The 14,006-nt window shown below is 74.2% G+C and carries 10 protein-coding genes; 3 read left to right on the forward strand and 7 right to left on the reverse strand.

Going from position 1 to position 14,006, the window contains the following annotated elements; genetic code table 11:
- Nucleotides 1-281: 281 nt before the first annotated feature.
- The 3 genes from HFV08_RS21465 (at nt 282) to HFV08_RS21475 (ending at nt 3,335) form a co-directional block, all read left to right on the forward strand.
- Complete coding sequence (locus HFV08_RS21465) at nt 282-1,811, forward strand: bifunctional phosphatase PAP2/diacylglycerol kinase family protein (RefSeq protein ID WP_168541473.1); 1,530 nt, start codon at nt 282-284, stop codon at nt 1,809-1,811.
- 112 nt (nt 1,812-1,923) lie between these two features.
- Nucleotides 1,924-2,733, forward strand: a complete 810-nt coding sequence (locus tag HFV08_RS21470) for a methyltransferase domain-containing protein (RefSeq protein WP_168541474.1) — start codon at nt 1,924-1,926, stop codon at nt 2,731-2,733.
- A gap of 248 nt (nt 2,734-2,981) precedes the next feature.
- Entirely contained in the window at nt 2,982-3,335 is a 354-nt protein-coding gene (locus HFV08_RS21475; protein ID WP_040246186.1) for a VOC family protein, read from the forward strand.
- A gap of 179 nt (nt 3,336-3,514) precedes the next feature.
- Here HFV08_RS21475 and HFV08_RS21480 read toward each other — a convergent pair whose 3' ends face one another.
- From HFV08_RS21480 to HFV08_RS21505, 7 genes are all read right to left on the reverse strand, one after another.
- A complete protein-coding gene (locus tag HFV08_RS21480) occupies nt 3,515-5,494 on the reverse strand; it encodes a DUF5107 domain-containing protein (protein ID WP_168541475.1) in 1,980 nt (659 codons plus the stop codon).
- 126 nt (nt 5,495-5,620) lie between these two features.
- Nucleotides 5,621-6,199: a GNAT family N-acetyltransferase gene (locus HFV08_RS31190; RefSeq protein ID WP_312885766.1), complete on the reverse strand. Its 579-nt coding sequence runs from the start codon at nt 6,197-6,199 to the stop codon at nt 5,621-5,623.
- A gap of 121 nt (nt 6,200-6,320) precedes the next feature.
- Nucleotides 6,321-8,132: a CocE/NonD family hydrolase gene (locus tag HFV08_RS31195; protein WP_376770685.1), complete on the reverse strand. Its 1,812-nt coding sequence runs from the start codon at nt 8,130-8,132 to the stop codon at nt 6,321-6,323.
- A 652-nt stretch (nt 8,133-8,784) separates the two neighbouring features.
- A complete protein-coding gene (locus HFV08_RS21490) occupies nt 8,785-9,732 on the reverse strand; it encodes a S66 peptidase family protein (RefSeq protein WP_168541522.1) in 948 nt (315 codons plus the stop codon).
- A 92-nt stretch (nt 9,733-9,824) separates the two neighbouring features.
- Complete coding sequence (locus HFV08_RS21495) at nt 9,825-11,801, reverse strand: S9 family peptidase (RefSeq protein WP_376770683.1); 1,977 nt, start codon at nt 11,799-11,801, stop codon at nt 9,825-9,827.
- A gap of 13 nt (nt 11,802-11,814) precedes the next feature.
- Nucleotides 11,815-13,152 (reverse strand): M20/M25/M40 family metallo-hydrolase, encoded by a 1,338-nt coding sequence (locus HFV08_RS21500; RefSeq protein WP_168541481.1) that lies wholly within the window; start codon nt 13,150-13,152, stop codon nt 11,815-11,817.
- Nucleotides 13,145-13,978 carry a M55 family metallopeptidase gene (locus HFV08_RS21505; protein ID WP_168541483.1) on the reverse strand — a complete coding sequence of 278 codons (834 nt, stop codon included), beginning with the start codon at nt 13,976-13,978 and terminating at the stop codon, nt 13,145-13,147. Before HFV08_RS21505 ends, HFV08_RS21500 begins: the two co-directional genes overlap by 8 nt.
- Nucleotides 13,979-14,006 lie beyond the last annotated feature (28 nt).

Consider the following 14,006-nt stretch of genomic DNA (forward strand, 5'->3'; position numbering starts at 1 on the left):
GATCCTGTCGGGATCCTCGACGTTCCGCGATCGCTCGCTCCGTATACCGCCCGGCACACCCCGTGCCGTGTCCGGCGGCCCGGTACCCGCGGGGCGCGCGTCCGGCCGTACTCAGTCCACTGTACGAAGCCACGGCCGCCGCGTCCCTTCCAGCGCGGGCGGGGCCCGGCGAGACGGCCGTGACCTGGGGCGGAAGCGCCGGTGGAGGCCCGCGCGGGGCAATCGACGTGAAATGCGCCGCATGGCAGGGTGCCCGGACGCTTTGCGGGTAACCGAGTGGAATGCCTTACGAAACCGCCCGTCCCCGGGTCCTCGGCCTCCGCAAACTGCTGCGCGCCCTCGGGAGCGAGCCGCCCGCCGCCGGGTGCGGGTTCCCCCGCCTCACCGGGCTCGACCGGCGTGCCTTCGAGACGGTGGCGTCCCGCAACTGGCCGGGCGCCCAGCAGGTGCTGCCCCCTCTCAGCCAGTCCGCGAACCACTCGGTGCTCTGGCTCGGGGTGGCGGCCGGGATCGCCGCCACCGGTTCCCCGCGCGCCCGGCGGGCCGCGGTGCGCGGGCTCTCCTCGCTCGCGCTCGCCTCCGCCACGGTCAACACCCTGGGCAAGCGGGCCGTGCGCAGGCCCCGCCCGGTACGCGACGGGGTCCCCCTCGTACGGCAGCTGAACCGGCAGCCGGTGACCACCTCCTTCCCCTCCGGGCACGCCGCCTCGGCGGCCGCCTTCGCCACCGGGGTGGCCCTGGAGTCGAAGCGCTGGGGCGCGGTGGTCGCGCCGATCGCCGCCTCGGTCGCCTTCTCCCGCGTCTACACCGGGGTGCACTTCCCGAGCGATGTCCTCGCGGGCGCCGCCCTCGGCGCGGGCGCGGCCTTCGCGGTGCGGGGTCTGGTGCCCACCCGCGACATGCTGCCGCCGCCCGGCCGCCCGCTGGTGGACGCGCCCCCGCTGCCCGGCGGCCAGGGCCTGGTGATGGTGGTCAACTCCGGTGCGGGCACCCCGGACGCGGTACGGGGCCTCGCCGACGCGCTGCCGCTCGCCGAGATCATCGAGTGCGAAGGTGCCGAGCTGGAGACCGAGTTGGAGAAGGCCGCGGGCCGCGCGCAGGCGCTCGGGGTCTGCGGCGGCGACGGCTCGGTGAACGCGGCGGCGGCCGTGGCCCTGCGGCACGGCCTCCCGCTCGCGGTGCTGCCCGGCGGCACCCTCAACCACTTCGCCTACGACCTCGGCATAGAGCATCCGCGGGACCTGTTCCAGTCGGTGCGCGACGGAGACGCGGTCGCCGTGGACGTGGGCCGCTTCCGCTCCGGGCGGACCGAGGGCATCTTCCTCAACACCTTCAGCCTCGGGGTCTATCCGGAACTCGTACGCGAGCGCGAGCGCTGGTCGAAGCGGGTCGGCGGACGGCTCGCCGATGTGGTGGGCGCGGTGCACGTACTGCGCCGGGACCACCCGCTCGACGCCCGCCTGGACGGGCAGCAGCGCGCCCTGTGGCTGCTCTTCGCCGGGAACTGCACCTACGCCCGGATGGGCCCGGTGGCCGCCCGGCGGATCGACCTCGCCGACGGGCTGCTCGACGTCCGCGCCGTGCACGGCGGACGGCTGCCGAGCCTGCGGCTGCTCGGGGCCGCCCTCGCGGGACCGCTGACCCGCTCGCCCTTCCACGCCGCGGTGCGCAGCACCCGTCTCGTGGTGGAGGGGCTGGCTCCCGGTACGCCGCTGGCCTTCGACGGCGAGATCACCACCACCTCGGGCGGCGAGCTGGTGGTGGACAAGCGCCACGAGGCGCTCACCGTCTACCGCCCCTCGGCGCTCTGAGCCCCGCCCGCTCCCTGCCTGCTTCCGCATGGTGAGACATCCGGTCTCACCATGCGGTTGGCGGCGTACCGTGGCCCCGGGAGCAGCACCGGTGACGAAGAGGAGAACAGGCATGCCGCGGGAGAGCGCCGTCTACACGCACGGGCACCACGAATCCGTACTGCGCTCGCACACCTGGCGCACCGCCGCCAACTCCGCGGCCTATCTGCTCGGTTCGCTCGGCCCCGGGGACACGGTGCTCGACATCGGCTGCGGACCGGGCACGATCACCGCGGACCTCGCGGCGCTGGTCCCCGAGGGCCGGGTCACCGGTCTCGACCGCGCCCCGGGGATCCTGGAGCAGGCCCGGGAGGACGCCGCCGGACGCGGGCTGCGCAATCTGGGCTTCGAGGCGGGGGACGTCCACGAACTCCCCTACCCCGACGGGTCCTTCGACGTCGTCCACGCCCACCAGGTGCTCCAGCACGTGGGCGATCCGGTGCGGGTGCTGAGCGAGATGCGGCGGGTGTGCAGGCCAGGCGGCCTGGTCGCGGCCCGCGACTCGGACTACGCGGCGATGACCTGGTACCCCCAAGTCCCGGCCCTGGACGATTGGTTGGCGCTCTACCGGCAAGTCGCCCGCGCCAACGGGGGCGAGCCGGACGCGGGCCGCCGCCTCAAGTCCTGGGCGCGGGCGGCCGGTTTCACCGACATCACGGCGACGACCGGGAGTTGGTGCTTCGCCACCGCCGAGGAGCGCGCCTGGTGGAGCGGCCTGTGGGCGGACCGGACCCTCAACTCCCCTTACGGACAGCAGGCGGTGGAGGGCGGCCACGCCGATCCCGGCCGGCTCCGGGAGATCGCCGAGGGCTGGCGCACCTGGGGGGCTTCACCGGACGGCTGGTTCGCGGTGCTGCACGGCGAGGTGCTCTGCCGGGCCTGAGACGGGCAGGGTTCAGGAGGCGGCTTCGGCTTCGGCTTCGGCTTCGGCTTCGGCTTCGGCTTCGGCTTCGGCTTCGGGGGCATGGTTCCGGCGGGCCCGGGCGGTGGACCGGAGCGCTACGGGGCGGGGATCACAACGGTCGATCGGGCGGGGTGCCGATGCCGCGAATCGAAGCCGCCGATCGAAGCGGCGGATCGATGCGGCCGAAACGATCTCCTTCCCGGGCGGCGCCAACTAGGCTCCGCCCTATGGACATCCTGGGAGCGACCCTGCGTATCTGCGTCGAGGACCTGGAGGCCTCGGTCCAGTTCTACGAGCGGCTCGCGGGCACGAAGGCGATGCGGTTCGAGCGGGGCGGCGTGTCCGTCGCCGCGATCGGCTGCTTCCTGCTGATGAGCGGACCCGAGCAGGAGCTCGAGGTGCTGCGCAAGGTCACCGCCACCATCGCCGTGGAGGACGTGGAGGAGGCCCAGGAGGTGCTCAGCGCCTCGGGCGCCCGCGTGATCGCCGGTCCGCTGCCCACCCCGGTGGGCCGCAACCTCATCGCGCTCCACCCCGACGGGGCCGTCTTCGAGTACGCGGACCGCCGCGCGGTGATGTAGCGCCGGGTGATGCGGCGGCCCGTGGTGCGGTGGGCCGTGACGTAGCCACGCCCGAGGCCCGCCGCGGACCGCGCGGTCCGGCAGGCGGCCTCCGCCGGACCGGCTGTCCCCACCGGACCGCCTCGCGAGGTGACCGCCTGCCGGATCGCCCGACCGCTGCGATCCGGCCAACCGCGCGGTCAGTTGCCCGTCGGGCGCATCCGGAAGTCGTAGTGCTGGGGCAGCGGGCGCCCCTCGCCCAGCTTCTCCCACAGGGTGCCCAGCGACTCCTCGCCCTCCCGCAGATCGGCGACCTCGAACTCCTCCGCGAGCACGGCCCGCGCCTCCTCGCGCCTGTCCTCGGCGAGCAGCAGCATGGCCTCGAGGAAGCGGAACCGGCCGCGTTCGCGCGTCGAGGGGTGCAGTCCGGCCCAGACGCGGCGCGCGGCCTCGGTGTCCCCGATCGCCAACTGGGCCTCGATGGCCTCGCGTCCGAGGGCCGCCGTCACCGCGCGCCAGGTCTCACCGGTGTCCCGGCGCTCGCTCACCAGGTCCTCGAAGGACTCCGCGTAGCGCTGGGCGGCGCGTTCCCGGTTGCCGCCGAGCCTGTCGGCGACGGCCAGGCACCGGAGCAGCGGCCACAGCGAGGGCGCGAGCGGCAGGGCGCGCTCCCAGCTGCGGACGGCCTGCGCCAGGTCCCCGGCGTGCCACTGCGCCACCCCGAGGTGGTACTCGGTCAGCGGCTCGGCGGGCGCGGTCTCCAGCATGTCGCGCCAGTGGGTGGCCACCAGGGAGGGCCCGGGCGGCGCCACCCTGCGGGGCGCGGGGAAGCTGCCGGTGTCCAGGAGAGCCCGCCAGGGTTCCTGGTCCGGGCCGAGGGTGCTCTCCTCGAAGGGGGTACCGGGCAGTTTGTGCCCCGCGCGCAGCACTTCGAGGGCGCCCCAGCCGGAGCCGGTGGCCAGCGTCTCGACCGGTTCGTGATCCGCGTACGGCAGCCACTCCGCGTAGGCGGCGTCGACGGCGGCGCCCGGCAGGGCCTTGGCGAGGCGGTCCTCGGTCTCGGCGCGGGCCGCCGCCCAGTCGTCGCCGTGCACCGGGCCGGGGTCGGCGGCGAGCGGGCCGTACGCCTCCAGCCAGCCGATCTCCGACTCGGCCTCCAGGCGGACGTGTTCGAGCTGGGTGCGGGCGAGCCCCGCCTGGATCTCGGCGTAGCCGCCGGTGCCGGGCTCGGTCAGCCACTCCTGCCAGCGCCGGCCGCCGGGGCCGCTGCCCCAGACGAAGGCCTTGCGCCCGCGGAGCACCCCGGTGGAGGTCTGCACCAGGCCCTGGCCCCGCTCGTCCAGGGAGGCGATCCAGGGGCGCCGGTCCGCGGGCACCTCGTAGAAGTAGTCGGCGGCGTGTGTGCTGCGCTGCGGGTAGGTGCGGTCGACGCCGTCCGAGACGGGGACCAGGACGCGCCGCAGGGTCCGCTCGTAGCCGTAGTGCCAGGCCTCCTCGGCGGGCGCGAGGACGCGCTGCTCCTCGGGTACGGCGATATTTGTCCACCAGTACGTGGGCACCGGCCGCTCGTGCGGGTTGCGGACGCGGACCCCGGCGTAGAGGAACTCGGAGTCGGCGGGGAGCCACAGGTCGACCTGGAAGGGCAGGTCGCGCAGCCGCTCCCACTCCCACAGGCGCAGTATCGGGGTGCCGTCCGGGCCGGGCAGGGTCGCGGCGTGCAGCGGCGCGCAGGACAGGGTGGTGTGCCCGGTGGCGCCGATGTTCCACTCGATGCCGCCGGAGAACCAGGCGCCGTTGAGGGCGAAGGAGGCGGGCTGCACCACCGGGTTGCGGTAGAGGAGTTCGCGGCCGGTGGCCTTGTGGAACAGCGAGTGGATCCGGCCGCCGAGCCCCGGCAGCACCGTCACCCTGAGATGGTCGTTCTCCAGGACGAGCGCGTCGAGGGCGCGTTCGCTCCGCTCGCGCCCGTAGCCGTCCCGGAGGCGGGCGGGCAGGATGCTGTGCAGCGGCTCGTAGCCGATCTGGCGTGCCATCGCGCGCGGCAGCCCCTCGAGGGTGCGGCTGTCGACCTCGTGGACCTCGTCCAGCGGGCAGAGCGGCGGCAGCGGGTTGTCGGGGCCCACTTCGGCTGCGGGCAGGGTCAGTTGCTCGCGGCGGATCGTCGTCGCGGCGCTCGGCATGCGGCCTCCCTCACGAGGGCACGGCATCCGGCCCCGCCCCGATGACCATGGAACACGGGGATCGCCGCGGTGACCAGGGGATCACGGGACAGGATTGCGCAAAGCGCGCCGCCCGGCCCCGGAGGGTCAGGCCCGGCCGTCCGCGCCGGGCCCGGCGGCCTCCCGCGCGCGGAGCATCTCGGCGGTGAGGGCCCAGCGTTCGTGGTCGCGCCAGGCGCCGTCGACGAAGAGGAACTCCGGCGAGTAGCCCTCCTTGCGGAACCCGGCGCGCCGGGCCAGGGCGAGGGAGGGCGCGTTCTCCGGCTGGACGTTGATCTCCAGGCGGTGCAGCCCCAGCGGCCCGAAGGCGTACCGCACCACGAGTCCGAGCCCCTCGGTCATCAGGCCGCGCCCCGCCGCGTGCGCGAAGGCGCCGTAGCCGAGGGCGCCGCACTGGAAGGCGCCGCCGACGATGTTGTTGACGGTGACGAATCCGGCGATCCCCCCGTCCTCGGCGGTGCACACCAGGAAGCCGCGCTTGGCCGGATCCTCGCGCAGCCTCCCCTCGTAGGCGGCGAACTCCCGCTCGGTCCGGGGCGGGAACAGCCACGGGTGGTGCAGGGAGGCGCTCGCGCGGGCGTGCGCGGTGAACTCCGCCGAGTCGGCGGCGGCGAACGGGCGGATGCCCACACGGGGACCGCGGGCGAGGTGAGGGTCGTCGGACACGGGGCAACGGTACGGGAGGCCGCCGCACCGGGAGGGCCCCGCCCGGCCGCCCGGGGTGTCCGGCCGAGCCCCCGCCCGGCCGGCCCGTGGTGTGCGGACCGGACGGGGGCCGCCCGCGCGGTCAGCCGGAGCCGCCGACCACCGGCAGGTCGAGGGTGCCGGTGCTGCCGGGCGCGCTGGTGACGGTGACCGGTTTGATGCCGCGGTTGCCGAAGTGCGCGTCGTCGCTGGCCGCCACCACGAACTGCAGCCGGTGGCCCTGCTCGTAGCGGTGGACGATGCCCGGCAGCTCCACGCTGAAGTCGCGCCGCACATCGGGGACCCGGACCGGGGCGACGAGCCGGTGCACCAGCGTCTTGCTGCCGTCCGGGGCGAGGTCGTACAGCTTCGCGAAGAGGACCAGCTTGTCGGCGGCGTCACCGGAGTGCTGCACCCGCTCGGTCCGCGGCGAGTGCACCCGCAGGTGCGCCCGGGCCGCGCCCACCACCTCGGTCGGCTCCGGCAGCGGGGCCGAGGTCCAGGCGAGGTGGGTGCCCTTCAGGTCGTACGGCGCCGGATCCGGCAGGCCCAGGGTGTGCAGGAGCGGGCTGCCCGAATGGCTGGTGGGCACCGGCAGATTGGCGTACGTCCTGCTGCCGGACCGCACCTGCCGCCGCTCGCCGACCAGCTTGCCGTCCCCGGACAGATAGAGCCGCTCGCTCAGCGCGGGCACCGCCGGGCCGGTGGCGTAGGTGCGGGCGGGGTCCTCGATCCAGTCGCGGTAGTAGGCGAAGGCGGGTCCGGTGCCGACGTCCCGGTGCCGCAGATAGCCGTCGAACCAGGCGAGGATCCGCTTGCCCACGTAGGAGGTCTCCAGATTCCCGGCGTCCATGTTCAGCTCGCCCCTCGCCGGATCGCTGACGCCCCCGCTGTGGCCCGCCGACTGCCAGATCATCCGCGTGCTGACCCCCTGCGAACGCAGCATCCGGTACGTGGACTCCGCCTCGTTCAGCGTGAAGAGGCTGTCGGCCTGGCCCTGGATCAGCAGGGTCGGCGCCTTGATGCCCTGGGCGTACCCGGCGGCCGAGATACCGCGCGCGTACCCGAGCAGCTCGCGCATCGGCTTCTCGCGCAGCACCCCCGAGTTGAGGGTCTTGAAGATGTTGCAGGCCTCGGAGACGAAGTGCAGGCAGGCCAGCGAGTTGATGCGGGAGGGGTCGGCGTTCGGCACGGTGATCGGCTGGCCCTCGCCGATCAGGTAGAAGCCGTTGGTCCACTGCCATTTGTAGACCCCGGGGGTGTCCCCGGAAGTACCCTTCGCGCCGCTGCCGTTCGGGAGCATCGACTGTCCGAGATCGCTCCAGGTGATCATCGGCACCAGGGCGTCCAGCCGGTGGTCGCGGGAGGCGGTGGCCAGCTGAACGGCTCCGCCGTAGGAGCCGCCGATCATGCCGACCCGGGGGTCCCCGCGCCGGTCGAGGGTGACGAAGTCGGGCCGGGTGCCGTCCTCGGCGGGCCGCTCACCGGCGAGGAAGTCGACCAGTCCGGAGGCCGCCCGACCGTCGATACGCGGATCGTCCAGCGAGATCGTGCAGCCCGATCTGCCGAAGCCGAGGCCGGAGTAGACGAGGGTGACATAGCCCCGGGAGGCGAAGGCCCGGGCGGTGTCGTCGGTGGAGCCGTCGTTCTTGCTCCCGCCGAAGCCGTTGGTGATCAGCACGGCCGGTGCCGGGTGCTCCCGGCTCACCCCGGCGGGCCGGTAGAGGTCGGCGTCGACACGGCAGTCCCTGGCCCCCGTGTCCACGGTGACCTGCACCGGAGTGAGGGTGTACGGCTCGGTGGCGGCGGCCCGGTCGGGGGCGGTGAACGCCAGCGGCGCGGCCAGCGCGGCGGTCGCGGCCAGGGCCAGGGCCCGCCGTGGACGCCGGGTCGAACGCAGAGGTCGCGCAGACAGCAGAGGCAGCAGAGGCAGCAGGGATAAGGGCCGGGGCTTGAGGGGTGCTCGGTACACGGAATCCTCCACGCTGAGGTCGCCTACCGACCGGTTGGTACCGGTCGTCGCTCATGCTGGGAGATATACGGAAAAGGGTCAACGGGCGTGCGGTGAACCGGTGCAGAGGGGCAGCGGAGAGTGGTGAAAACGGCGCGCACTCCGGCGCGCGCGGGGGTGCGGGGGCAGGTGCGCGTGCGGGGGTGGTCTCAACTCGGCGTTGCGGGGCGCCGGGTGACGCATCGGCGTCGGGGTGGGGATGGGGGCGCGGGGTGGTCCCGTGGGTGCGGGTGCGGGTGCGGGTGCGGGTGCGGGTGCGGGTAGCTGATGCTCGGGCGCGGTGGCGGATGCGGCAACCGGCGCCGCCCGGGGCGCTCAGGACACTCGTCCGGCTCGGCCCCGGCTCAGCTCAGCTCGGCTCAAAGGCCCACCAGGCGCACCTTCGCCGGGGCGAGGGTGCGCAGCGTGGTGGTGTCGCCGATGCGGAGGCCGTGCAGCTCAGCGAGAACCGGACCACGCACAGCGCCCACAGCAGCCGCAGACGTGAGCGCCGCACGAGGCCCTGAAGGGACGACGGCCGCACCGGGAGCGGCGGCCCCCGTCCCCCGGCCCCGCCTCAAGCCAGAGCAGGCTCCTCGAGGGACAAGGTCCCGGCGTCCGCGTCGAGTACGGCCGGGATGCCGAAGGGCACGGTCAACGCCCCCGCGCAGTGGCCGAATCCGAGTTCCTCCACCACCGGGACGCCGAGGGAGCCGAACCGGTCCAGGAAGAGCGGGCGCAGCTCGGCGGCCGGTCCGCAGTCCTCCCAGGAGCCCAGCGCGATTCCGCCGAGGCCCTCCAGCCATCCCGCGCGCAGGAGTTGGGTGAGGTAGCGGTCGAGCCGGTACGCCTCCTCGCCGACGTCCTCCAGGAGCAGCAGCCCGCCGCGCGCCGAGGCCCGGCCGTCCGGTGTGCCGAGACCGGCGGCGAGCAGGGACAGGCAGCCGCCCAGGGTGACGCCGCGCGCCCGGCCCGGTATCAGTGTCCGGCCGCGGCCGAGGGTCCGTACCGTCTCCGGCTCGAAGAGCGTGGCCCGCAGGTGCTCCCGCGCGTCGGCGTTGCGGAGGAAGTCGATGCCCGCGGTCATCGGCCCGTGCAGGGTGGCGAGTCCGAGCCGCCGGGCGAAGGCCTCGTGGAGTGCGGTGATGTCGCTGAAGCCGAGGAAGACCTTCGGTCCCGCGGCGCGCATCGCCTCCCAGTCGAGCAGATCGACCATCCGCTGGACGCCGTAGCCGCCCCGGGCGCAGAACACCGCGTCCACCCGGGGGTCGCACCAGGCCGACTGGAGGTCCGCCGCGCGGTCGGCGTCACTGCCCGCGAGATAGCCGAACTCCCGGTGGCGGTCGAGGACATGGGGCCCGGCCACGGGGTCGAGCCCCCACTCGCGCAGGATCCGCAGGCCCTCCTCCAGACGCTCGCCCGGCACCGGCCCGCTCGGCGCCACGACCGCCACCCGGGCGCCCGGGGCGACGACCGCCACCCGGGCGCCCGGGGCGAGCCGGCGGGGCCGGTGGAGCGCGGGCACCGGCTCGGCCCCCGGCCGGGGCGCGCCGGGCAGCACCGCGCCGTTCGCCGGATCCGCCGCCGTACGCGCGCCCGCTCCCGCGGTGGTGCTGGTCACCGGCTGAGCTCCAGGTGCGGAACCCCGGTACCGGTGAGGCCGAAGGTCTGGGCGTAGAGGGAGAGTTCCGCTTCCAGGGCGCGGATCATGGTGTCGGCGCGGCGGAAACCGTGCCCCTCCCCTTCGAAGGTGAGGTAGGCGTGCGGCACGCCCCGGCCCTTCATCTTGGCGAGGAAGCGCTCGCACTGGACGGGCGGGCAGATGACGTCGTCGAGCCCCTGGAGCAGCAGGAAGGGGGCGGTGACGCTCTCGGCGTGCTCCGAGGGCGAGCGCTCGGCGTACCGTTCGGGGACCTCGGCGAGCGGGCCCACCAGGGACTCCAGATACTGCGACTCGAAGTCGTGGGTCTCCCCCGTGCCCCAGCCGGTGAGGTCGAGGATGGGGTAGATGACCGTGCCGCAGGCGTAGACCTCGGTCGCGGCGAGGGAGGCCGCGCTGGTCCAGCCGCCCGCGCTGCCGCCCCGGACGGCCAGGCGGTCCGGGTCGGCGCTGCCCTCGGCGGCCAGCTCGCGGGCCACCGCCGCGCAGTCCTCCACGTCCACCACGCCCCACTGCTCGCGCAGCCGGTTGCGGTACTCGCGGCCGTGCCCGGTGGAGCCGCCGTAGTTGACCTCGACCACGCCGATGCCGCGCGAGGTGAAGTAGGCGATCTCCAGGTCGAGTACGAGCGGTGCCCGGCCGGTGGGCCCGCCGTGCGCCCAGATCGCGTAGGGCGGCAGCTCGCCCTCCGGCGCCGTGTGGTCGGGGCTGTGCGGCGGATAGACCTGGGCGTGGATCTCGCGCCCGCCGGGGCCCCGGAAGGTGCGGTGTTCCGGGGCCGGGTAGTAAGCGGGGTCCACCGGGTCGGTGTGGGGGGCGCCGATCACCCGGGCGCGGCCGGTGATGGCGTCGAGCTCCACCACCTCGTACCCGCTGCGCGGGCTGGCCGCGACACCGACCGCCCGGCTGCCGTGCACGGCGAGGGTGGGCGCCCACTCGCTCCAGGGACCGGCGGCGTCCACCAGCTCGCCGCTCTCCGGGTCGAGGATGCCGAGCGCGGTGCTCCCGCGCCCGTGCACGACGGCGATCAGGCCGTTGTCCAGGGGGGCGAACCAGCGGTGCCCGATCTTCCAGAGGGCGCCGCCGAACTCCTCCTCGCGGGGGCACAGCGCCTGGAGGGGCCCTTCGAGCGGGGCGCGGTAGAGGTTCCACCAGCCGGTGCGGTCGCTGGCGAAGAGCAACTGCCCGTCGGCGAGCCATTCGACCTGGGCGATGGACTCCTCGGGCCCGCCCGCGAAGGAGACCGGTGCGCCGAAGCTGCCGTCGGCGCGCACCTCGGCGAGCTTGATCTCGGTGCCGTCCCAGGGCATCCGGGGGTGGTCCCAGGCCAGCCAGGCGGCATGGCGGCCGTCCGGGGAGAGCCGGGGTCCGGTGACGAAGCGGTGGCTGTCGTCGCTGAGTTCGCGCACCGCGCCGCGGTCCTCGGCGGCGGTGCCGTCCAGGGGCACCGCGGCGAGCACCCGGCGCAGCTCGCTCGGGCCCTCGCCGGTGAACTCCTCCAGTACGCACCAGACTTCGCCGCGCTCGGGGTGCAGGCTCGGCTCCACCCAGCGCAGTCCGCCGCCCACCGGGGAGAGCGGGGTGAGCGGGCGCGGTTCGCTGCCGGGCACCTCGGGTTCGTAGGCGTAGAGGCGCTGGTCGGGGAAGTGGACGAAGACCACGAGGGGGCCTTCCTCGCGGGCGAGGGCCGTCCAGGGTGTGCCGCCGTACTCGATGACGCGGCTGCGGACGTTCCACGGGGCGGGCAGCACCGACTCCTGGACGCCGTCCTCGCGTTGGCGCACCAGGGCGCGGCGGCCGGCCTCGGCGGGGCGGGGTTCGGTCCACCAGGTCTCGGTGCCGACGGCGCCGAGGTACTCCGCGTGCCCGTCGTGTGCGGCGGCCAGCGCGGCGTCGATCGGCGAGGGCCAGGATCCGTACGGCAGGCTTGTCATCTTCTCCCCCATGTCAGGCCGTCCGCAGGAAGCGGTCGAGAACGCGGACGCCGAAGTGCAGTGCCTCCACCGGTACCCGTTCGTCGACGCCGTGGAACAGGGCCTGGTAGTCGAACTGCTCGGGCAGCTTCAGCGGGGCGAAGCCGTAGCCGGTGATGCCGAGCCGCGAGAACTGCTTGGCGTCGGTGCCGCCGGACATGCAGTACGGCACGACGCGCCCCTCGGGGGCGAAGGCCTCGACCGCCGCACGCATCTGCTTGAACGCCGGCGAGTCCACCGGCGACTGGAGCGCGACCTCGTGGTGGTGGAACTCCCAGTCCACGTACGGGCCGGTCAGCTCGTCCAGGGTGCTGCGGAACTCCTCCTCGGCGCCGGCCAGGAAGCGCCCGTCGATGAAGGCGGTCGCCTCCCCCGGGATCACATTGACCTTGTAACCGGCGTCGAGCATGGTCGGGTTGGTGCTGTTGCGCAGCACCGGCTCCACCAGAGAGCGGGCCGGTCCCAGCCGGTCGACCAGGGCGTCGGCGTCGAAGGAGGCCGCGTCCATCGCCGCGGGATCGGCGCCCTCGATGCCGTACACCGCGGCCAGTTCGCCGAGCGCGGCCTTCACGGTCGGGGTGAGCCGCAGCGGCCAGCGGTGTCCGCCGATGCGCACCACCGCCTCGGAGAGCCGCATCAGCGCGTTCTCGTGGTTGACCTTGGAGCCGTGTCCGGCGCGGCCGCGGGCGGTCAGCTTCAGCCAGCCGGTGCCGCGCTCGCCCGCGCCGATCGGGTAGAGCTGGTTGCCGATTCCGTCGTGGAAGGTGAAGGCGCCCGATTCGCTGACGCCCTCGGTGCAGCCCTCGAAGAGCTCCGGGTGCTGGTCGGCCAGGAAGCCGGAGCCGTCCTCGGCGCTGGCCTCCTCGTCGGCGGTGAAGGCGATCACCAGGTCGCGGCGCGGGCGCTCGCCGGTGCGGGCCCACTGGCGTACGGCCGCCAGGATCATCGCGTCCATGTTCTTCATGTCGACGGCGCCCCGGCCCCAGACCACACCGTCCCGGATCTCCCCGGAGAAGGGGTGCACCGTCCAGTCCGCGGCCTCCGCGGGCACCACGTCGAGGTGGCCGTGGACGAGCAGCGCCTCGGCCGAGGGGTCGCTGCCCTCGACCCGGGCGACGACGTTGGTCCGGCCGGGGGTGCGCTCCAGGAGCACCGGTTCGAGACCGGCCTCGGCGAGGCGGGCGGCCGCGTACTCGGCGGCGGGCCGCTCCCGGCAGTCGCCGCCGCCGCGGTTGGTGGTGTCGATGCGGATGAGGTCGCTGGTGAAGCGGACCACTTCGTCCAGTGCCGTCGCGTCGGACTGCTCAGCCATACTGTTCCTCCACCGCGGCCGAGACGACCGTGGTCACCGCCTTGAAGGTGCGAATGCCCTCGTACATGGTGTCGCTCGTGTAGGCGACCTTGCGCTCCCCCGACCGCACCACGCCGGGGACCACGGTGGCCGCCATCGACAGGTGCTCGGCGTCGAACTCCAGCTCCACCGTGAACGGTCCGCCGCGCACCGGCTCGTGGCGCACCGCGAGGGCGGCGGCCTCCTTCGCGGCGGCGCGGATGTCGGCGGCGGTGCGGGTGGGGGTCCGGCAGACCGCGGCGTACCGGGAGACGTGGTCCTTGACCGCGACCTTGAGCGCGCCGGGGGCGTACCCGAGGGCGTCCTCGCAGGCGAGGTCGTCGCCGGTGAAGAGGACGACCGGGACGCCGTACTCGGCGACGACACGGGAGTTGAGCAGGCCCTCGCTGGCGCGCACCCCGTCGACCCAGACCCCGGTGATCGAGTTGGCGAGATAGGTGTGGGCGAGCACGCCCTCCATGCCGGCGCCGGTGTGGTAGCCGACGAAGGCGATGCCGTCCACGTCCCCGTGCTGGACGCCCTCGACCATGGACAGGGACTTGTGTCTGCCGGTGAGCATCTGGGCGCGCTCGTCGAGCTGTTCGAGGAGCAGATTGCGCATGGTCCAGTGCGCCTCGTTGATGAGCACTTCGTCCGCGCCGCCGTCGAAGAAGCCGAGCACCGCCGCGTTCACGTCCGAGGTGAACATGGCGCGGCAGCGCTCCCACTGCGGCGTACCGGGAAGGACGTCGGCGGGCCAGGTCACGCCCGTCGCGCCCTCCATGTCGGCACTGATCAGGATCTTCATGGCTCGAACCGTACGCGGTCGGCAAAGT

Source organism: Streptomyces physcomitrii (genome assembly GCF_012273655.1).
Lineage (GTDB): Bacteria > Actinomycetota > Actinomycetes > Streptomycetales > Streptomycetaceae > Streptomyces > Streptomyces physcomitrii.

Coding starts and splice junctions, on each gene's coding strand:
- HFV08_RS21470 (WP_168541474.1), top strand. CDS start 1,924: ATGCCGCGGGAGAGCGCCGTCTACACGCACGGGCACCACGAATCCGTA.
- HFV08_RS21505 (WP_168541483.1), bottom strand. CDS start 13,978: ATGAAGATCCTGATCAGTGCCGACATGGAGGGCGCGACGGGCGTGACC.
- HFV08_RS21475 (WP_040246186.1), top strand. CDS start 2,982: ATGGACATCCTGGGAGCGACCCTGCGTATCTGCGTCGAGGACCTGGAG.
- HFV08_RS21495 (WP_376770683.1), bottom strand. CDS start 11,801: ATGACAAGCCTGCCGTACGGATCCTGGCCCTCGCCGATCGACGCCGCG.
- HFV08_RS21465 (WP_168541473.1), top strand. CDS start 282: ATGCCTTACGAAACCGCCCGTCCCCGGGTCCTCGGCCTCCGCAAACTG.
- HFV08_RS21500 (WP_168541481.1), bottom strand. CDS start 13,152: ATGGCTGAGCAGTCCGACGCGACGGCACTGGACGAAGTGGTCCGCTTC.
- HFV08_RS21480 (WP_168541475.1), bottom strand. CDS start 5,494: ATGCCGAGCGCCGCGACGACGATCCGCCGCGAGCAACTGACCCTGCCC.